At 50.3% G+C, this 20,030-nt stretch carries 19 protein-coding genes and 1 riboswitch; of the genes, 17 read left to right on the forward strand and 2 right to left on the reverse strand.

Annotation, left to right across the window (positions count from 1 at the left end):
- The first annotated feature begins 98 nt into the window (after positions 1 to 98).
- The 4 genes from KNO79_RS03750 to KNO79_RS03765 all read left to right on the forward strand — a co-directional run bounded on the left by KNO79_RS03750 (position 99) and on the right by KNO79_RS03765 (position 3,596).
- Positions 99 to 1,541: a carbon starvation CstA family protein gene (locus tag KNO79_RS03750; RefSeq protein ID WP_196430970.1), complete on the forward strand. Its 1,443-nt coding sequence runs from the start codon at positions 99 to 101 to the stop codon at positions 1,539 to 1,541.
- A gap of 95 nt (positions 1,542 to 1,636) precedes the next feature.
- On the forward strand, positions 1,637 to 2,308 hold the full coding sequence (gene trhA, locus KNO79_RS03755; protein ID WP_051829405.1) for a PAQR family membrane homeostasis protein TrhA: 672 nt from the start codon (positions 1,637 to 1,639) through the stop codon (positions 2,306 to 2,308).
- A 157-nt stretch (positions 2,309 to 2,465) separates the two neighbouring features.
- Complete coding sequence (locus tag KNO79_RS03760; RefSeq protein WP_012726871.1) at positions 2,466 to 3,383, forward strand: proline dehydrogenase family protein; 918 nt, start codon at positions 2,466 to 2,468, stop codon at positions 3,381 to 3,383.
- A 57-nt stretch (positions 3,384 to 3,440) separates the two neighbouring features.
- Complete coding sequence (locus KNO79_RS03765) at positions 3,441 to 3,596, forward strand: hypothetical protein (RefSeq protein WP_214690680.1); 156 nt, start codon at positions 3,441 to 3,443, stop codon at positions 3,594 to 3,596.
- Between the two features lie 12 nt (positions 3,597 to 3,608).
- Here the strand turns inward: KNO79_RS03765 and KNO79_RS03770 are convergent, their stop codons facing one another.
- Positions 3,609 to 4,511: an SDR family oxidoreductase gene (locus KNO79_RS03770; protein ID WP_214690681.1), complete on the reverse strand. Its 903-nt coding sequence runs from the start codon at positions 4,509 to 4,511 to the stop codon at positions 3,609 to 3,611.
- Positions 4,512 to 4,725: 214 nt separating this feature from the next.
- On the opposite strand from KNO79_RS03770, the gene KNO79_RS03775 reads away from it, so the two are divergent.
- From KNO79_RS03775 to gcvH, 6 genes are all read left to right on the forward strand, one after another.
- Positions 4,726 to 7,137 (forward strand): 3-hydroxyacyl-CoA dehydrogenase/enoyl-CoA hydratase family protein, encoded by a 2,412-nt coding sequence (locus KNO79_RS03775; RefSeq protein WP_214690682.1) that lies wholly within the window; start codon positions 4,726 to 4,728, stop codon positions 7,135 to 7,137.
- 18 nt (positions 7,138 to 7,155) lie between these two features.
- The gene (locus KNO79_RS03780; protein ID WP_012726865.1) at positions 7,156 to 8,328 is read left to right on the forward strand and encodes an acetyl-CoA C-acetyltransferase; all 1,173 of its coding nucleotides are present in this window, start codon (positions 7,156 to 7,158) and stop codon (positions 8,326 to 8,328) included.
- Between the two features lie 13 nt (positions 8,329 to 8,341).
- Complete coding sequence (locus KNO79_RS03785) at positions 8,342 to 10,126, forward strand: acyl-CoA dehydrogenase family protein (RefSeq protein ID WP_214690683.1); 1,785 nt, start codon at positions 8,342 to 8,344, stop codon at positions 10,124 to 10,126.
- Positions 10,127 to 10,215: 89 nt separating this feature from the next.
- Positions 10,216 to 10,947 carry a hypothetical protein gene (locus tag KNO79_RS03790; RefSeq protein ID WP_214690684.1) on the forward strand — a complete coding sequence of 244 codons (732 nt, stop codon included), beginning with the start codon at positions 10,216 to 10,218 and terminating at the stop codon, positions 10,945 to 10,947.
- A 47-nt stretch (positions 10,948 to 10,994) separates the two neighbouring features.
- Complete coding sequence (locus KNO79_RS03795) at positions 10,995 to 11,348, forward strand: arsenate reductase family protein (protein ID WP_159562604.1); 354 nt, start codon at positions 10,995 to 10,997, stop codon at positions 11,346 to 11,348.
- 48 nt (positions 11,349 to 11,396) lie between these two features.
- Positions 11,397 to 11,780, forward strand: coding sequence for a glycine cleavage system protein GcvH (gcvH, locus tag KNO79_RS03800; RefSeq protein ID WP_012726861.1), 384 nt, complete (start codon positions 11,397 to 11,399; stop codon positions 11,778 to 11,780).
- A gap of 39 nt (positions 11,781 to 11,819) precedes the next feature.
- Here the strand turns inward: gcvH and KNO79_RS03805 are convergent, their stop codons facing one another.
- Positions 11,820 to 12,875 (reverse strand): PTS sugar transporter subunit IIC, encoded by a 1,056-nt coding sequence (locus tag KNO79_RS03805; protein ID WP_074036348.1) that lies wholly within the window; start codon positions 12,873 to 12,875, stop codon positions 11,820 to 11,822.
- A 180-nt stretch (positions 12,876 to 13,055) separates the two neighbouring features.
- Between KNO79_RS03805 and KNO79_RS03810 the strand changes: the two genes are divergently transcribed.
- The 7 genes from KNO79_RS03810 to sufD all read left to right on the forward strand — a co-directional run bounded on the left by KNO79_RS03810 (position 13,056) and on the right by sufD (position 20,029).
- Positions 13,056 to 13,313: a thioredoxin family protein gene (locus KNO79_RS03810; RefSeq protein ID WP_084543056.1), complete on the forward strand. Its 258-nt coding sequence runs from the start codon at positions 13,056 to 13,058 to the stop codon at positions 13,311 to 13,313.
- 450 nt (positions 13,314 to 13,763) lie between these two features.
- A riboswitch (SAM riboswitch) is annotated at positions 13,764 to 13,870 on the forward strand.
- A 77-nt stretch (positions 13,871 to 13,947) separates the two neighbouring features.
- The gene (locus KNO79_RS03815; protein ID WP_214690685.1) at positions 13,948 to 14,976 is read left to right on the forward strand and encodes a methionine ABC transporter ATP-binding protein; all 1,029 of its coding nucleotides are present in this window, start codon (positions 13,948 to 13,950) and stop codon (positions 14,974 to 14,976) included.
- Positions 14,966 to 15,628 carry a methionine ABC transporter permease gene (locus tag KNO79_RS03820; protein ID WP_012726857.1) on the forward strand — a complete coding sequence of 221 codons (663 nt, stop codon included), beginning with the start codon at positions 14,966 to 14,968 and terminating at the stop codon, positions 15,626 to 15,628. Before KNO79_RS03815 ends, KNO79_RS03820 begins: the two co-directional genes overlap by 11 nt.
- A 30-nt stretch (positions 15,629 to 15,658) precedes the next feature.
- Positions 15,659 to 16,492 (forward strand): MetQ/NlpA family ABC transporter substrate-binding protein, encoded by an 834-nt coding sequence (locus KNO79_RS03825; RefSeq protein WP_159562602.1) that lies wholly within the window; start codon positions 15,659 to 15,661, stop codon positions 16,490 to 16,492.
- 101 nt (positions 16,493 to 16,593) lie between these two features.
- Positions 16,594 to 17,808: an MDR family MFS transporter gene (locus KNO79_RS03830; protein WP_214690686.1), complete on the forward strand. Its 1,215-nt coding sequence runs from the start codon at positions 16,594 to 16,596 to the stop codon at positions 17,806 to 17,808.
- Between the two features lie 178 nt (positions 17,809 to 17,986).
- Positions 17,987 to 18,748 carry a Fe-S cluster assembly ATPase SufC gene (gene sufC, locus KNO79_RS03835; protein WP_143180266.1) on the forward strand — a complete coding sequence of 254 codons (762 nt, stop codon included), beginning with the start codon at positions 17,987 to 17,989 and terminating at the stop codon, positions 18,746 to 18,748.
- 12 nt (positions 18,749 to 18,760) lie between these two features.
- The gene (gene sufD, locus KNO79_RS03840; RefSeq protein ID WP_074036358.1) at positions 18,761 to 20,029 is read left to right on the forward strand and encodes a Fe-S cluster assembly protein SufD; all 1,269 of its coding nucleotides are present in this window, start codon (positions 18,761 to 18,763) and stop codon (positions 20,027 to 20,029) included.
- Position 20,030 lies beyond the last annotated feature (1 nt).

Raw genomic sequence — 20,030 nt, forward strand, 5'->3', positions numbered from 1 at the left:
CTTATGTATAATCAAACATGTAATCGGTTACATGACACATGTAAACCGAAGAGCTGATGGGGTTTCGGCTACATATGTACGGAAAAGGGGACTGACAGATGATTACATTCTTCGTCGCACTCGCACTACTTTTGGTCGGGTATTTGGTATACGGTCGTTACGTTGAGAAGACGTTCGGCATCAAGGAAGAGCGGACGACGCCCGCCTATGCGTCTCAGGACGGCATCGACTACGTGCCGATGGGCAAAAAACGGAACTCGATGATTCAATTGCTCAACATCGCCGGTGTCGGACCAATCTTTGGACCGATCATGGGGGCGCTCTACGGACCGGTCGCCTTCCTTTGGATCGTGTTCGGATCGATCTTTGCCGGTGCGGTTCATGACTATTTGACAGGAATGATTTCCCTTCGAAATAACGGGGCACACTTGCCACAACTAGCGGAGAAGTTTCTCGGACGTTCACTTCGCCATATCGTCAATGGATTTGCACTTTTACTTTTACTTCTTGTCGGGACGGTGTTCGTCACGTCTCCGAGTAACATGATCAACAACTTGTTCGATGGGAATGCAACGACGCTCACCATCGTCATCTTCGCTGTGTTCGCTTACTACATCTTGGCGACGCTTCTCCCGGTCGATAAGATCATCGGACGCATCTACCCGTTCTTCGGGGCACTACTCGTCATCAGTGCCATCGGGATCGCGGTCAGTTTGTTCGCTCAAGGATACAAGATTCCAGAGATGACATTGACGAACATGCATCCGGACGGCTTGCCGATCTGGCCGCTCCTCTTCTTTACCATCTCATGTGGGGCGCTCTCTGGTTTCCATGCGACACAGTCGCCGATCATCTCGCGGACGACGATGAAAGAAAGCAACGGCCGTGAAATCTTCTACGGCATGATGATCGCCGAAGCGGTCATCGCGATGATTTGGGCTGGAGCGGCGATGGCCATCTTTGAGCCGGGTGAATTACTTGGACTCATCAGTGCGGGCACTCCGGCACTCGTCGTGCAAGAAGTGGCGACACTCATGCTCGGCAGCATCGGCGGGACACTCGCGATTCTCGGAGTCATCGTCTTACCGATCACGTCAGGCGACACGGCATTCCGTAGCGCACGGATGATTATCGCGGACTACATGTCAATCGCACAGAAGAAGTTCTCGTCGCGTCTTTGGATCGCGCTTCCACTCTTCGCGATCTCATACGTGCTCACGAACATGGACTTCCAAATGCTTTGGCAATACTTCAACTGGGCGAACCAGACGACGGCGGTCATCGCACTGTTCGTCGGGGCGATGTACCTTTACATTAAAGGGAAAAACCACTACATCGCGCTCCTTCCGGGGACGTTCATGTTGTATGCAGTCTGGTTCTACATCTTGACGGCGCCGATCGGCTTCAAGCTGGACGGAGTCCTTCCGTACGTCATCTCGACGCTCGGAACGTTGACGCTTCTCGTCTTGTTCCACAAACGGGCACGCGCGATGCGGGCAGCACAAATGGAATGTGACGTTCCGGTGAAAGAAGTCGCATAATCTCGACACGGGCTAATCGGTAGCCCGTGTTTTTGATTGCGTTAACATTGGGAAATGTCCATACTAGAAGGAACAGTTACGGAAGGTGGGAGCACATGAAACAAGAACAACTCAAAGAGATGCTCCATGCCGACACGCTCGGGGAAGAAATTGCGAGCGCGATCACGCACGGCTTAGGAGTCATCTTCAGCATCGTCGCCCTCGTCTTGCTCGTCATGAGCGCCACAGAGAGTGGGAGCACGTGGAACGTCACCGCGGTCAGTGTATTCGGGGCATCGATGATTTTACTTTATCTCTTCTCGACACTCATGCACGCCATCCCGCATCCACGGGCGAAACGGGTGCTGCAAGTGTTCGACCATGCGGGGATTTACTTACTCATCGCCGGAAGTTATACACCGTTTGCGCTCGTGACCCTTCACGGGACGCTCGGTTGGACGCTATTCGGAATTGTTTGGGGTGTTGCGATTCTCGGAATCGTGTGGAAACTGTTTTCGACCGGCAAGTACATGTGGGTGTCCAATGTGACTTACCTCGCACTCGGTTGGATCTGCATCATCGCCATACGTCCGTTATATGAATCACTCGGTCATCAAGGGTTCATGCTTCTCCTCGCAGGGGGGATCGCCTATTCGGTCGGCATCGTGTTTTATGTATGGCAAAAACTGCCGTTCAACCATGCCATTTGGCATCTGTTCGTCCTAGCGGGAAGCGTGTTCATCTTCCTCAGTATTTTACTCTATGTCGCACCTTCGACAAGCCTATAAGACAGCCGTCCTACGGGGCGCCTGTCTTTTTTGAAAAGTTGGGAAGAAAGTGCTGCAAACGGTTACAAAAATACAGACGAAATGACGTTTGTGTGTCATAATAATTGCAGACATCATCATAGAGATAGATGGGTGTAAAAGTAAGGGGGAAAATCAGATGGAAAAAGTGTTGCGCGATGGATTTATCTACATGTCACAAAACAAAACACTCAACAGTTTGGCAAAGAAATATGGCCTACGATTTGGTGCATCACGCTTTGTAGCAGGGGAAGACTTTAAGGCTTCTGTCCCGACGATTCGCGAATTGAATGCGAAAGGGTTGTCGGTCACGGTCGATCATCTCGGGGAATTTATTAAGACGGTCGAAGAGGCGAATACGAATCGCGACGAGATCATGCGTGCGATTGAAATTATGGCAGAAGAGCAATTAGACGCCTATATGTCACTCAAGCTGACATCACTCGGATTCGATATCTCGGACGAGTTGATTGAAGACAACATGCGTCAAATTTTGACGGTCGCACAACGAGTCGGGGTCTTTGTGGCCATCGATATGGAAGATGAGCAGCGTTGTGAAAAGACGCTCGAATTGTTTAAAAAGCTGAAGTCTGAATTTGACGGTCTTGGAACGGTCATCCAGTCGTACTTGTACCGCTCGGAAGATGACATCAATCATCTTGCGCCGCTCAAGCCGAACCTCCGCATCGTCAAAGGGGCATATAAAGAGCCGGCGACGGTCGCGTTCCCTGAAAAAGAGGACGTGGACCATAACTACGTGAAGCTCGTCAAACTCCATCTTGCGAACGGGAACTACGCATCCATCGCGACACACGATGACCATATGATTGACGCCATCATCGAGCACGTCAAAGAGAACAACATTCCACTCGACCAGTTCGAGTTCCAGATGTTATACGGGATCCGTGTCGAGCGTCAACTCGAGCTCGTGCGCCAAGGATACAAAGTCCGTGTCTACGTGCCATACGGTCGTGACTGGTACGGTTACTTCATGCGCCGTCTCGCAGAGCGCCCGGCAAACGTGGCGTTCGTGTTAAAGGGAATGGTGAAGAAATAAAATGAGCACGAACATCCGTCGAGGATGTTCGTGCTTTTTGATGTATGGATAACGTCGATGCGTTCGGTCTTCTATGTAGCGGAGGTGTTACGATTTCTTGTTCTCGTCCTCACTTACCCAAAAATCTGGACCGATTTGATCGGACAGCCAAAAGAACAGTTCCTGATGTTCTTCTGGATGCACTGCACAAAAGAAGACTCAGCTACGAACTGAGTCTTCGATCAATTATCCATTAATCACGGTTCCACCATTTACATGGATGACTTGACCACTGACGTATGTCGAATCATCGCTTGCGAGATAGACATACGCCGGTGCGAGTTCGGCCGGTTGCCCCGGTCGTTTCATCTCTGCTGAATCGCCGAACGATTTCACCTTCTCCGCGTCAAACGTTGAAGGGATGAGCGGTGTCCAAATCGGTCCCGGGGCGACCCCGTTGACGCGAATCTTCTTGTCCGCCAAGTTTTTGGCGAGCGAGCGGGTAAATGCCGTGATGGCACCTTTCGTCGACGCATAGTCAATCAATTGGTCGTTTCCTTCATAGGCTGTGATCGAGGTCGTATTGATGATGCTCGCTCCTTCTTTTAAGTAGGGGAGCGCTGCTTTCGTTAAGTAGAACATGCTGAAGATGTTCGTACGGAACGTCTTCTCGAGTTGTTCATCCGAAATGTCAAGAAGCGATTCCTGCGGATGTTGTTCGGCAGCGTTATTGACGAGGATGTCAATTCGACCGAACGTCTCGAGCGTCTCTTCAACGACTCGTTGACAGAACGAAGATTCCCCGAGGTCTCCTTGAAGCAAGAGGCAGGCTTGCCCTAAATCTTCAATCCGTTCTTTTGTCGCTTCCGCATCCTCGAGCTCGTTTTGGTCTTTATAGACGATGACGGAGTTCGCACCTTCATGGGCGAAGAAGATGGCGACCGACTTTCCGATCCCGGAATCCCCACCGGTGATGATCGCGACCTTGTCTTTTAACTTGTCACTTCCTTTATAGTCTTCCCGTTCATAGATCGGGAAAGGTTCCATCTTCGAATCGATTCCCGGTTGGTGCGACTGTTCTTGGGCTTTCTTCTTAAACGACTCAAAGTCCTTTCGGCTACCGACAGTGTTTAAACGATTATCATGCATGTATACATTCCCCTTTCTAAATTTGACTCTTGTTGTCTATACCACACACATTAAAAACTAATCGTTCATTCAAAAAATGGAATGAAATTGAAAAATGAACGCTTGCGAATGAATGTTCATTCATTTATGATAGAAGAGTAAACACGATGGTGATTGCGATTTTTTTTACGCGTGAAATGAATCACTATTCATTCTCATTTTAGGGGGGAACACTATGACGAGTCACATCGAACAATCAACCGACCTCCGTTTGACGAACTCAATTCGTTTTGCGGTCGTCATCGGTTCAGGAGTAATGGGGGCGGGGATTGCGGCTCACTTGGCGAACGCGGGGATTCGTTCGCTCATGCTCGACATCGTACCACGTGAATTGACAGCCAAAGAGGAAGCGAAAGGGTTGACGCTCGAGTCGCCGGAAGTACGCAATCGCATCGCCTCAGAAAACCGTCAAAAGCTATTGAAACAAAATCCAGCACCACTCGCGACAGCGGAACATCTCAACTTCATCGAAGTCGGGAACTTAGAAGATGACTTAGAGCGTTTGAAAGAAGCGGATTGGGTCATCGAAGTCGTCGTCGAACGTCTCGACGTGAAGCAACAACTCTTCGAGAAGATTGCACCTTACATCCGTGAAGACGCGATTCTCAGCTCGAACACGTCAGGGATCTCAATCGAAGCGATGGCAAGTGCCCTTCCGGAAGGATTGAAATCACGCTTCCTCGGCACGCACTTCTTCAACCCACCGCGTTACTTGAAGTTGCTCGAACTCATTCCGACGGAGAAGACAGCCCGTCCGGTCATCGACTTCATGTCACGTTTTGCTGAAGATCGTCTCGGCAAAGGTGTCGTCGAAGCAAAAGACACACCGAACTTCATCGGGAACCGGATTGGGACGTATGGTCTTCTCGTCACGTTTGAAGAGATGCTCAAGCAAAACGCTTCAATCGGAGAGATGGACTCGATCACAGGTCCACTCATCGGTCGTCCAAAATCAGCGACCTTCCGCACACTCGACGTCGTCGGAATCGACACATTCGTCCACGTGGCGGGGAACGTCTACGAGACACTCGAATCAGGGGAAGAGAAGGACACGTTCGACGTTCCGACAGAAATGAAGCAACTCGTTGAAAAAGGTTGGATCGGACAAAAGGCTGGTCAAGGCTTCTATAAGAAAGAAGGCAAGGTCATCCAGGAGTTGAATCTTCAGACGTTCGAATACGAACAATTGAAAGCGATTACAGGTCCTGAGCTCGATCAAATCAAGTCACTTCCTGGCTCGAAAGCAAAATTGAAAGGTGCCATCTTGAACAAAAGTCGCGTCGGCCAATTGCTCTGGCCAATCACGGCGAAGACGCTCGCTTACTCGGCACGTCTCACTGGTGAAATCGCCGATACGATCGTTGCGATTGACGATGCGATGAAGTGGGGCTTCGGTTGGAAGTTTGGACCGTTCGAGATGTGGGATGCCCTCGGTGTTGAGAAATCAGTCGAGCGTATGAAAGCGGAAGGCTATGACGTCCCGGCATGGATCGATGAGATGCTTGCTGCAGGCAATACGTCATTCTACAAGGGAGACCAGTATTACGATAAAGCGTCGAAGACGTATGTCGAGAAGACCGTCAATCCGAAAGAATTGAAACTTAAGCCGCTCGCAAAATCAAACGGCATCATTTTAGAAAATGGTGGTGCACGCCTCGTCGATATCGGTGATGACGTGGTCGCACTCGAATTCACATCACCAAACAACGCGATCGGTGTCGACATCATGCAGATGATCGAACAGTCGATCGATCGTGTCGAGCAAGACTTCAAAGGAATGGTCCTTGCCAATGACGGCAAGAACTTCTGTGTCGGTGCGAACCTTGCGATGATGCTCATGGAAGCCGAAGACGAGAACTGGTTCGAACTCGATTGGATCATCAACAAGTTCCAACAAGTCGTTCAAAAGATTCGTTATTCAAGTCGTCCGGTCGTTGCTGCACCGTACGGTATGACGCTCGGTGGTGGAACGGAAATCAGCTTACCGGCAGCCCGTATGCAAGCCGCACTTGAGACATACATGGGTCTTGTCGAAGTCGGTGTCGGCCTCATTCCTGGTGGGGGTGGAAACGTCAACACGTACCGTCGACTCCTTGAGCAGACACCAAAATCGATGCAAAACATCGAGAAGGCTGCGCAACAGACGTTCGAGAACATCGCGATGGCGAAAGTATCGAAGTCGGCATTTGATGCGAAAACACTCGGTTACCATCGTGCGGTCGACGGCATCTCGATGAACCGCGACCACTTGACGTTCGATGCGAAACAAACGGTCCTTGAACTGGCTGACGGGTACACGGCACCGGTTCGTGAGAAGTTACCGGTCGTCGGTCAAACGGGTAAAGCGACGCTCGAACTCGCGGCGTACGAAATGTTCTACGGTGGTTATATTTCAGAGCACGATTTGAAAATTGCGAAGAAACTCGCACACGTCATCAGTGGTGGCGACTTGGCATACGGTACGCTCGTCGATGAGCAGTACTTCCTCGACATCGAGCGCGAAGCTTTCTTAAGCCTCATCGGGGAGCCGAAGTCACAACAACGGATGCAACACATGCTCGTGAAAGGCAAACCACTACGGAACTGATAAAGGGGGACAATACAGATGAGGGAAGCAGTCATCGTAGCCGGCGCACGGACGCCGGTCGGAAAAGCAAAACGCGGATCGTTCCGTAACGTTCGTTCGGACGAGCTCGCGGGATATGCCATCAAGGCAACGCTTGAGCGTTCAGGATATAAAGGCCCGATTGATGACGTCATCATGGGTTGTGCGATGCCAGAAGCGGAGCAAGGGATGAACATCGCTCGCTATGCGGCGGTCCGGGGGGGACTGTCGCACGAAGTTCCAGCGATCACCATCAACCGCTACTGCTCGTCAGGCCTTCAAGCCATCGCGGACGCGGCGGCCAAAATCATGATCGGTCAAGCGACGGCAATCATCGCCGGCGGTATGGAATCGATGAGCCAAGTGCCGATGGGTGGTCACGTCATCCGTCCAAACCCACACATCATGGAGACGGCACCAGAGTACTACATGAGCATGGGGCATACGGCAGAACGTGTTGCAGCCGAATATAACATCTCGCGTGAAGACCAAGATGCGTTCGCCATCAACAGTCACCAAAAAGCGGCAGCGGCTATCGCAGGTGGCAAGTTCCAAGAAGAAATCGTTCCTGTGACGGTCATCGAGCACGTACTCGGTGAAGACGGTAAAGTCGCGGAAGTGGAGAAAGTCGTGAAGCATGACGAAGGTGTCCGTGCCGATTCGACGATCGAAGCACTCGGGAAACTCCGCCCGGCCTTCAAAATCAAAGGGTCAGTCACAGCAGGTAACGCTTCACAAGTATCAGACGGAGCAGCAGCTGTCCTCGTCATGGACCGTGAAGAAGCAGAACGCCAAGGATTGCAACCGATGGCCAAGTTCCTTTCGTTCGCCGTCGGCGGTGTCCGTCCAGAAGTGATGGGAATCGGTCCAGTCGTCGCCATTCCGAAAGCACTCGAGATGGCTGGCGTGAAATTAGAAGAAGTCGGATTGTTCGAGTTGAACGAAGCGTTCGCGAGCCAGTCACTCGGTGTCATCCGTGAACTCGGAATCGATCCATCGAAAGTGAACGTGAACGGCGGCGCTATCGCCCTCGGTCACCCACTCGGATGTACGGGAGCAAAACTTTCTGTCTCGATCTTGCATGAGATGAAACGACGCAATGAGAAGTATGGGGTTGTCACGATGTGTATCGGCGGCGGAATGGGCGCGGCTGGTGTCTTCGAATTACTTTAAGGGGGAATCGGATATGGAACGTACAGAACATGAATTGATTAAAGGCGGTAGCTTTGTCATTGACGCACTCAACGCGGAGCGTCTCTTCACACCAGAGGATTTCTCAGATGAGCATAAGATGATTGGTGACACGACGGCTGGATTTGTCGATGACCGCGTCATGCCAGTCCTCGAGCGCATCGAGAAACACGAGTTCGACCTCTCTGTCGAATTGTTGAAAGAAGCGGGCGAGCTCGGTCTTCTCGGAGCAGACGTTCCTGAAGAGTACGGCGGTTACCAACTCGATAAAATCTCATCTTCAATCATCACGGAGCGCTTCGCGAAAGCACGTTCGTTCGCACTCAGCTACGGCGCACACGTTGGGATCGGGACGCTCCCGATCGTTTTCTTCGGATCAGAAGAGCAAAAGCACAAGTACTTGCCAAAACTCGCGACAGGCGAATGGATCGCGGCTTACGCGCTCACTGAGCCAGGCTCAGGGTCTGACGCCCTCGGTGCGAAAACGACAGCTGTCTTGAATGAGGCGGGCACGCACTACGTCTTGAACGGTGAGAAACAATGGATCACAAACGCCGGCTTCGCGAACGTGTTCGTCGTCTATGCGAAAATCGATGGCGACAAGTTCAGTGCCTTCATCGTCGAGCGTGACTTCAAAGGAGTCTCAACGGGCGCAGAAGAGCAGAAGATGGGGATCAAGGGATCGTCGACACGTACGCTCATCCTTGAAGATGTCGAAGTACCAGTCGACAACCTTCTCGGTGAAGTTGGAAAAGGTCACGTCATCGCCTTCAACATCTTGAACGTCGGTCGTTACAAACTCGCAGTCGGAGCAGTCGGTTCTTCAAAACGTGCATTCGACCTCTCGGTTCAATACGCGAACGAGCGTAAACAGTTCAAGACACCAATCAGCCAATTCCCACTCATCCAAGAGAAATTGGCGACGATGGCAGCGAACATCTATGCGATGGAAAGTTCAGTCTATCGTACAGGTGGTTTGTTCCAGGATAGCTTGGACGCACTCGGTGATGAGAACATGCGCGACGGATCGAAAGTCGCACAAGCGATCGCAGAATACGCGATCGAATGCTCACTCAACAAAGTCTTCGCTTCTGAGACGTTCGACTATGTCGTTGATGAAGCCGTTCAAATTCACGGTGGATACGGATTCATGGCAGAGTATGAAGTGGAGAACCTCTACCGTGACTCACGGATCAACCGTATCTTCGAAGGAACGAACGAGATCAACCGTTTGATCGTCCCAGGTACGCTCCTCAAGAAAGCGATGAAAGGTGAATTACCGCTCCTCGCAGAAGCGCAAAAACTTCAAAAAGAGCTCATGAGCTACATGCCACAAGAATTGGATGGGTCACCACTCGCTCGCGAGAAGATGCTCCTTTCGAACATGAAAAAAATCAACTTGATGGTCGCGGGTACAGCTGTTCAGAAGTATCAACAAGACCTTCAAAACGAACAAGAAATCTTGGCGAAGATTGCAGACATGATCAGTGCCATCTATGCGCTTGAAGCAGCCATCGCTCGTACAGACAAAGCGATTGCCCGTTCAGGCGAAGAGAAGAATACGCTCAAAGTCCGCTACACTGAAATCTTTGCGGAGCAAGTGTTCAAGCAAGTCGAACTCATGGCGAAAGAAGTGTTGTACGCAGCGGCGTCTGGCGACGAGCAACGTATGCTTCTCTCGGCAATGAAGAAATTCAGCCGCTACCAGCCAATCAACGTGATCGGCACGAAGCGCGAAGTCGCAGCGAGCCTCATCAAAGCGAACAAGTTTATCGTCTAATCAAATTGACAGAAAGGGTGGACCGGACGCGGTCGATCCTTTCTTTTTTTGAGCTCTGCCACGTACAATAGAGACGAGGGGGAGAGATGATGACAAAACGAAATGTATTACTCGATCGGATGGAACGCATTGGACGGTCCGTAGCCGAACGGGACGGGACGCTCATGCTGCTCGCATTGGGGTCGATTGGACAAGAGACGGAGCGGTTAGATGAGTATTCGGACCTCGATTTCTTTTTGATTGTCGAGGATGGGCAGAAGGCGCGCTTTATCGATCGACTTGACTGGCTCGAGATCGAACCGCTTCATTATCAGTTCCAAAACACGAAGGACGGGCATAAGATCATGTACCATGATGGCATTTATGGTGAGTTCGCCGTCTTTGAACTGCATGAAATGGCGACCATCGCCTATACGCCAGGACGTGTCGTCTGGCGACGGGACGAGGCGCTCGAGGTATTTGCGACACCACGCCTCGAAATCACCCGTGAAACAGCGGCTTATTATTATGAAGAGGCGTTGACGAACCTATACGTCGGCTTGCTACGTGAACGTCGTGGCGAAACGCTCGCCGGATTCGAGCTCGTCCAGGTCGCAGCTGTTCAGAACGTCTTGAAGGCAATTGGTGAACAAGGGGACCCGTTCAATCCGACACGCCGGGTCGAGTCGAGACAGCCCAAGATGATTTCTTTCCTGTTGGGCGGGGTATTAGGATATGGCAAGTCAGGCGTCGCAGCCTCGACCATCTTACGTTTTATCGAAGAACGCTATGTGGTCAACCCAACGATGAAGCGAGAGATTGAACGGTTGCTTGAGACGTGATTTAAATTCTCTAGGTGTGCTACATTGAGGAAAGAGGTGATGAACAGATGGTGACACTATACGGCTATCCACCATGCAGTACATGTAAAAAGGCAGAAAAATGGTTGAAGGAACAAGGCATCGAGTATACATATATCCATATCGTCGAATCGACGCCGACGAAAGAGGAACTCGCCGAACTGTGGAAACAATCAGGTTTACCACTCAAAAAGTTCTTTAACACGAGCGGGCAAGTCTATCGGAACGAAGGCATCAAAGACAAGCTACCGAATCTATCAGAAGACGAACAACTCGAGCTATTGGCGAGCAATGGTATGCTTTTGAAGCGACCAATCGTCACAAATGGTGAAAAAACGACCGTCGGATTTTCAGAAAAGTCCTTTACGGACGTTTGGGGCTAAGTGCTATAATACAGATGTGAGTCTAATTTATTTGAGGGGGAAGTTAGGATGAGCAAAGTACCAGCAAATTTACGTTATTCAAAAGAACATGAGTGGGTAGAAGTAAATGGAACGAAAGCCCGCATCGGCATTACGGATTTCGCACAAAGCGAACTAGGGGACATCGTGTTTGTCGAACTCCCAGAAGTCGATGGTACGATTTTGCTCGACGAGCCATTCGGCTCAGTCGAATCAGTGAAGACGGTCTCTGAGTTGTATGCACCGGTATCTGGTCGCATCACGGCAGTGAACGAGGACCTCGCGGATTCTCCAGAACTCGTCAACGAGTCACCGTTTGAAAACGCATGGATGATTGAAGTCGAGTTGACGGAAGAGTCAGACCTCGACAAACTCATGTCTGCAGAAGAATACGAAGCGATGATTCAAGGATAATCAAAGCCGGCCTCTCCATTGGAGAAGCCGGCTTTTTGTTTACTCGAAATCGAGTCGGTAATGATCGGATTCGACGAGAGTCGTCCGTTCAAACACACGGTAGAAGAAGATTCCGAGTGCGACCGGAATCAGTCCGAACAAGACGATGACGAGCAGGACGTTGAAGAGAGCGAATCCACCCGGCATGAGGTGAAGGGCGTTCACCGGACCGATGAGACCTGACACACCGAACCCGGCGCTGATTGGTGTTCCTTCAATTTTTAGAATCCCTGCGAGCGCACCGAGAATCGCCGCATTTGCCAAAATGGGAAGCATCATGATGGGGCGTCGGACAAAGTTCGCCATCTGAATCTTCGGAGAACCGAGGAAATGGGCAATCGATGTGCCGGTCGCGTTTGCCTGCCATCCGGCGATCGCGAGACCGAATCCGGCAGCGACGACACCGAGGTTCGCCGCACCAGCCGCGACACCGGACAAGCTGATGGCTGTCGCAATCCCGACAGTCGAAATCGGCGAGACGATAATGAGTGAGAACGCCATGGCGATCAGAATTCCCATGAGGACCGGTTGCAGGTCAGTCATTGTCATGATGAGTAGACCGATATACGTCGTGATCTGGGAGATGTACGTCAGTAGGAAAGTACCGATGCCTCCTGCGACGACAATGATGGTCATCGGCATAACAATGACCGTATACGTTTTCAAGTGGGGAGCGAGTTTCATGACAAGAAGTGTAGCGATTGCAGCGGTAACACCAGCTGTGATCACGTCCCCGATGCCGGCCATCACAAAAGCCCCTTCGTCGATTCGGACGGCACCGCTACCGACATACGTCGCAATCGCGATGGTCCCGGTTTCGAGAATCGATCGTCCGAACTGCATGGCGACCGCTAGCCCGATAATGGCTGGCAGAAGCCGCATCGCAATTGTCGTCGCATCCAATATGAATTGAAGAGACGGAAAATACGGAAGTATGGCTTTCGTTAATTCACCGAGCAAAGCGCTCGGGATGAGGGCGATCAGAATTGCCATGCTGAGACCGTTTAAGACGTTCATCGTGAACTGTTTCATCGTACCTGTTGCTTGTTCCGTCATCATTCATTCACCTGTCCTTCTTCTTTGCTGTTATGTACAAAAGCGATAAAGTTAGAACCCATATTATTCCTCTCTACAGAAAGAGTCAAGATAATCATTGAAAAATTCTGAAATTTCATCAAAGCACGATTTTTGAATGAGAATCCATCGCCCCTTATAATGACAAGAGAGGTGAGAAGAATGATTACAGACGGATTCTTATATATATACGCCCCGATGTGTGGTACATGCGCTGTGGCGGAAAAAATGTTGACGGTCGTCGAAGCGGTCGACCCTGAAATTAAAATCGAAAAGCGAGATGCGAACTATATCCCAAAAGAGCTAGAAGCCTACCAAGTGATGAGCGTACCCGCCTTGTTGAAGCTTGAAAATGGCGAGGTTCAAGATCGATTGTACGCGTTTCAGAATGTGCAACATGTCCTCTCTTTCATGAAATGAGAGAGGAACATTAGAATAATCTGAAAATTTTAAATAATCAGTTGACACAGAAAGTTCACGAATGGTATATTCATTACAACATCTTACTTGAACACAAAATAGGACGCGATATTCCCGATATCAAGACGTTTTGGCGAAGCCGCTGCTACCTTTATACGAATACACGTCAGTCTTCCCTTCGATTGTCCCCCAAAAAAATCAAGCGAAGAAAGACGTTCCGTATAATTGCACGGTCCAAGCCAAGATCGAGTGATGATTGGTGAATCTCCCCCATATAAGGATGTAAATCTTGAACGGGCAAAAGATTTTCATCTATGGGCTGTCCTTCCGTGACTCAAGGTGCTACGTTCTGTGTCGTCCTCGGACGGCACCTTTTTTTAATTTTTTTGAAAAAAGGATTTGACAGCAGAAAAAGCTGTCGCTATGATAAAGCTAATCGAATACACAACACTCTTATCAAGAGAGGCTGAGGGACTGGCCCTATGACGCCCAGCAACCGCGGAGCAATCCGAAATGGTGCTAATTCCAGCAAGGTGAGAAACCTTGACAGATGAGAGCAATCGTTGTCCGTACGATAAAGTGCGCACGTTTGCTCAAACGTGCGCGCTTTTTTTGTTGTCAGGAGGGAAAGGTATTGATTCAATTACGAAACGTCGCCAAATGGTTCGATACGAAGAATGGTCGTGTCCAGGCGGTCGATGATGTGTCATTAACAATTGATCGCGGTGAAATTTTTGGAATAATCGGATATTCGGGAGCGGGGAAATCGACGCTCATTCGATTACTCAACCGTCTCGAGTCACCGTCAAGCGGTGAAATCGAGGTCGCCGGGAATGAGCTCACGAAGCTCAGCCCGAAAGAACTACGAGGGGTTCGCAAGAACGTCTCGATGGTCTTCCAGCACTTTAATCTTTTGTGGTCGCGCACGGTCGCAGAAAACATCAGCTTCCCACTCGAACTGATCGGGGTACCGGCAAGTGAGCGGAAACGACGCGTCCAAGAACTCGTCGAGCTCGTAGGTTTGGCTGGTCGTGAGGACAGCTATCCATCGCAACTGTCGGGCGGTCAAAAACAGCGAGTCGGGATCGCCCGCGCGCTCGCTACAAATCCTGAGGTTCTCCTCTGTGACGAAGCGACAAGCGCGCTCGACCCGAAGACGACGGATTCGATTCTCGAACTGCTCGTCAGCATCAATAAGAAGCTCGGATTGACGATCGTCCTCATCACGCATGAGATGCATGTCATCCAAAAGATTTGTCACCGTGTCGCCGTGATGGAGGCAGGAAAAGTCGTTGAGACCGGTCAAGTCTCGGACGTGTTCCAACATCCGGAGCAACCGATCACGAAAGAATTCGTCAAGCAAATCGGGGCGGTCGACGATCTATCGCTCACGTTCGAACATCTTAAAGAACGGTATCCGAGCGGTCAAATCGTCAAATTGAAATTCTTGAACGAGACGGCAGAACAACCGATTTTGTCTGACGTCCTCAAGACGCATGACATCGGATTCAACATCATCGGCGGGAACGTGACCCAGTCACAAGTCGGTGCGCTCGGTACGCTATTCATCCAACTGATTGGGGAAGCAAGTGAAATCGATCGTGCCATCGCGTCGATTCGTTCACAATCCGTAGAAGTGGAGGTGGAAAGCGATGTTTCCTAACGTAGATTGGCAAATTATGATGGAGCAGACTTGGGAGACGTTATACATGACGCTCGTCGCAGGTGTGGCGACGTTTGTGATCGGACTGGCTTTAGGTTTGATTCTCTATATTACAAACGAATCGCTTTTATTGAAGAATCGTCCGATTTACGTCTTCGTCAGCGCGATCGTCAACGTGTTTCGTTCGATCCCGTTCATCATCTTAATTATCTTACTCATCCCGTTCACGTTGTTCCTACTCGGTACGATGCTCGGTTCGACGGCGGCGCTTCCGGCACTCATCATCGGAGCGGCACCGTTCTATGCTCGGATGGTCGAACTTGCGCTTCGTGAAGTCGACCGTGGGGTCATTGAAGCGGCCGAATCGATGGGAGCGACAAAATGGCAAATCATCTACAAAGTCTTGATTCCAGAAGCTCTTCCGGCAATCGTATCGGGACTCACGGTGACCATCGTAGCAATCGTCGGTTACACGGCGATGGCAGGGGTCGTTGGGGGTGGCGGACTCGGGAACTTAGCCTTCTTGGAAGGATTCCAACGCTCACAAAACGACGTCACGTTCGTGGCGACGGTGCTCATCTTGATCATCGTGTTCGTCATCCAATTCATCGGTGACCGACTTGTCACAAAGATAGATAAACGTTCAGCATAATCACACATATACCATTTGGAGGGATTCATTATGAAAACTTGGAAAACAGTACTCGGATTGACAGCATTATCAGCATTCACGGTTCTCGCGGCTTGCGGCGGGGAAGAGGCAGAAACAGGTTCTGGCGATGAAAAAACATTGATCGTTGGTGCGTCAAACGTACCGCACGCTGAGATTTTAGAGCACGTACAAGAAGAATATGAAGCAAAAGGTTACAAACTCGAAATCAAGAAGTTCCAAGACTACGTGCTTCCGAACAAGACGCTCGCGAGCGGGGAGCTCGATGCGAACTACTTCCAACACGAGCCATACCTCGAGTCACAAATGGCTGAGAACAAAGACTACAAATTCGCATCAGCAGGTGGCGTGCACATCGAGCCGATCGGTGTCTACTCACAAAAATACAAATCGCTTGACGAGCTTCCTGAAGGAGCGGAAATCATCATGAGCTCATCGGTCGCTGACCACGGACGAATCCTTACGATGCTCCAGTCAGAAGGTCTCATCACGCTTGCGGAAGGCAAAACGGTCGATGCGACAGTCGCTGACATCGTCGACAACCCGAAAGACTTGAAATTCAAGACGGACGTGGAAGCAGCACTTCTTCCAACGGCTTACAACAATGGAGAAGGCGATGCGGTCCTCATCAACACGAACTATGCAATCGATGCAGGTCTCAACCCACTCGAAGATGCGATTGCACTCGAAGGGGAAGACTCACCATACGTCAACTTGATCGTCACGCGTGAAGGGGACGAAGAAGACGAGCGCGTCAAGGCACTCCTCGAAGTATTGACGTCTGAAGAGACACAACAGTGGATCTTGGACGAATACAAAGGTGCGGTCGTACCGGTCAAACAATAAGTCATTTCGACTCAGGAGACTTCCTCCTGGGTCTTTTTTTGTCTAGTGTTCTTTCATAAAGAGAAGTACACTACATATATGAAAGAAAAGGGGGGATTTGGATGAAGCTCAGACAGATTCATCCACTGACGTGGGGCGTCCTGTTCGGGACGTTTTTTGCACGACTGGCGACGTTTTTTGTCATGCCATTTTTTGCGATCTATCTAGCTACGCTCGGCTTTTCAGCGAGTGTGATCGGAACGATCTTTGCCGTGACGGCACTTTCAGGTCTGTTCATGAGCTTCTTTGGGGGGACACTCTCTGATCGGTATGGACGAAAACAGCTCATGTTGATCGGGATCGTGCTGAATGCCGTCACGTTCGCTGGTCTCGCACTTGCGACGGAACTGTTTTGGTTTTACATGCTATCGATGTTGATGGGGATGTCGCGATCATTCCTAGAACCGGCTTCGCGTGCACTCATCAGTGATACGACGCAGGCAGATCAGCGGGTCATCGTCTATAATGTCCGTTACTTCATGATCAATATCGCCGCGGCCATCGGACCACTCTTGGCGGTCGTCTTGTCACTCACTGGTGTGAAGACTGCATTCTTCGTCGTGACGGCTGTCTACATATTATACGGGATCATTATATCTATCTTGTTTTACAAATATCCGTTTGAAGAAGGGGATGGGGTCAAGGCACGCCCGCGCTTGACGGAGACGTTTCGTGTCCTGCGCGATGACCGGACGTTTCGGGCGGTGATTATTGGGATGATTTTCGCGATTATCGGCTATAGCCAGTTCAATTCGACGCTTCCGCAATTCATCGCGTTACGCGACGGACTTGAGGATGGTTCGAGATTGTTCGCCTATTTATTGACGACGAACGCTATCACGGTCCTCGTCGTCCAATATCCGATCATGCGTTTCGGGATTCGTGTCTCTCCGATCAAGTCACTCTTCTTCGGGATTTCGACGTTGTCATTCGGACTTTTGCTCATCGGATTTGCGACGGTCGAATGGGTACTCTTTGTCGCGATGGCCATCTTTACCGTCGGTGAGGTGTTGATGTTCACCATGACGGACGTCTTGACGGATGAACTCGCGCCGGAACATTTAAGAGGGACGTATTTCGGGGCAATGGGATTGACATCACTCGGTCAGACGGTCGGACCGATTATCGGTGGCGTGTTACTGGATACGTTCGGTCAGTCGTCGCTTCCTGTATTCGGAAGTTTGGCACTCTTGACGGGGTGTGGTGCCTTCTTCTTCGCGGCTGCCGTACGAGAGCGGAAAGCAGTCCTCGCACTCGTCGAAGAGAATGCCGGATAATGTCTTGATTTCCTACTATTAGCATTCTCAACTTTTATCATTCTATTGAGAATGAATTCTAAGGTGAGTCGCTTGAAATAAAAAAATGACTAGTCTAAGATTAGAATATATCTAATCTACGCCATTCACTATGGCGAGAAAATACGGAAGGGGTATCCGAATGTCTAACGTACCACAAATGAAAATTGATGACCTCCGCGTCTCAATCGAAGGAAAAGAGATTGTCAAAGGTCTTAACCTAGAAATTAAAGGTGGCGAAATTCATGCCATCATGGGTCCGAACGGGACTGGTAAATCAACACTCGCATCAGCACTCATGGGTCATCCACTTTATGAGGTCACTGGGGGAAGCGTCGAATTAAACGGCGAAGATGTCCTCGAGATGGAAGTCGACGAGCGCGCACAAGCAGGGATGTTCCTTGCGATGCAGTACCCGGCTGAAATCAGTGGTGTCACAAACGCGGACTTCTTGCGTTCGGCAATCAACTCACGTCGTGAAGAAGGTCAAGAAATCTCGCTCATGAAGTTCATCCGTGAACTCGATGCGAAGATGGAGCTTCTCGAAATCCCTTCAGAAATGGCACACCGTTATTTAAACGAAGGATTCTCAGGCGGTGAGAAGAAACGTAACGAAATTCTTCAAATGATGATGATTCAACCGAACATCGCCATCTTGGATGAAATCGACTCAGGTCTTGATATCGATGCCCTTAAAGTCGTTGCCAAAGGCGTAAACGAAATGCGTTCAGAAGAGTTCGGCTGCTTGATCATCACGCACTACCAACGTCTCCTCAACTATATCGAGCCAGACTTCGTACACATCATGATGGACGGGAAAATCGTCATGTCTGGTGGTAAAGAGCTCGCACAACGACTCGAGGCAGAAGGTTACGACTGGGTGAAGCAAGAACTCGGAATGACAGTAGACACAGAAGCGTAAGGAGGCTGTACGATGACCGTACAATTTGAATTGGATGCACAAGCGTTGTCGGCACGTGCAGAAGCGCTCGGCGGACCAGCATGGATGGTCAACCGTCGTAAAGAGGCAGCAGAACTTGCGCCGACACTTGCTTTGCCAAAAGTTGAAAAAATTAAGATTGATAAGTGGGACTTCACAGCGGGAGATGTCGAGCTCGAACAAAAAGACGGCTTGACAGCGGACATCGAATCACTCCTCGGAGACCACCGGACAAACGTGCTCGTTGAACGCAACGGTCATGTCGTCTATAACGAATTGTCGATGCCTGAAGGCGTTTTGTTCATGGGAATCAAAGAAGCGATGGAGCAACATCCTGAGCTCGTTGAGAAATACTTCATGACTGAAGGCGTACGTGTCGATGAAGAACGTCTTTCGGCGTTGAATGCTGCCCTCACAAACGGTGGTGCATTCATCTACGTACCGAAAAACACGCAATTGAAAGATCCGCTTCAAGCCATCTTCACGATGGAACAGGCGAACGGTGCCCTCTATCACCACACGATCCTCGTCGCAGACGAAGGCAGTGAAGTGACATACATCGAAAACTTCCTTTCTGGCACGAATGAACCGCACACGGTCAACGTCGTGACGGAAGTATTCGCTGGAGAGAACGCGAAAGTCGTCTTCGGTGGTGTCGATCAGCTCGCTGAATCAGCACTTACGTTCATGAATCGTCGCGGTGTCGTCTATGCGAACGGTCGCCTCGATTGGGCGCTCGGTCACATGAACGACGGGAACTCGGTCGTCGAGACGAAGACTCACCTCGTCGGCGACAACACGTATTCAGATACAAAAGCTGTGACAATCGGTCGCGGTGCACAGAAACAAAACTTCAACATTCGTACCGACCACTTCGGAAAAGCATCTGAAGGGTTCATCTTGATTCACGGTGTCCAAAAAGACGCAGCCACTGCAATCTTCAGCGGGACATCGATGATTCACCACGGTGCGTCAAAATCGAACGGTGTACAAACAGAGCGCGTCTTGATGCTCTCTGAAAAAGCACGTGGGGATGCCAACCCGATTCTTCTTATCGATGAAGATGACGTTATGGCAGGTCACGCAGCGTCTGTCGGTCGTGTCGATGATGTTCAATTGTACTACTTGATGAGCCGTGGTTTGTCTCGCCAAGAGGCAGAGCGTTTAATCATCCACGGATTCTTGACGCCTGTCGTCGAAGAACTCGCAATCGATTCGGTCAAAGACCGTCTCCGCGAAGTCATCGAAGGGAAAGTACGTTAAG

Source organism: Exiguobacterium sp. s43 (assembly GCF_018617255.1).
GTDB lineage: Bacteria > Bacillota > Bacilli > Exiguobacteriales > Exiguobacteriaceae > Exiguobacterium > Exiguobacterium profundum.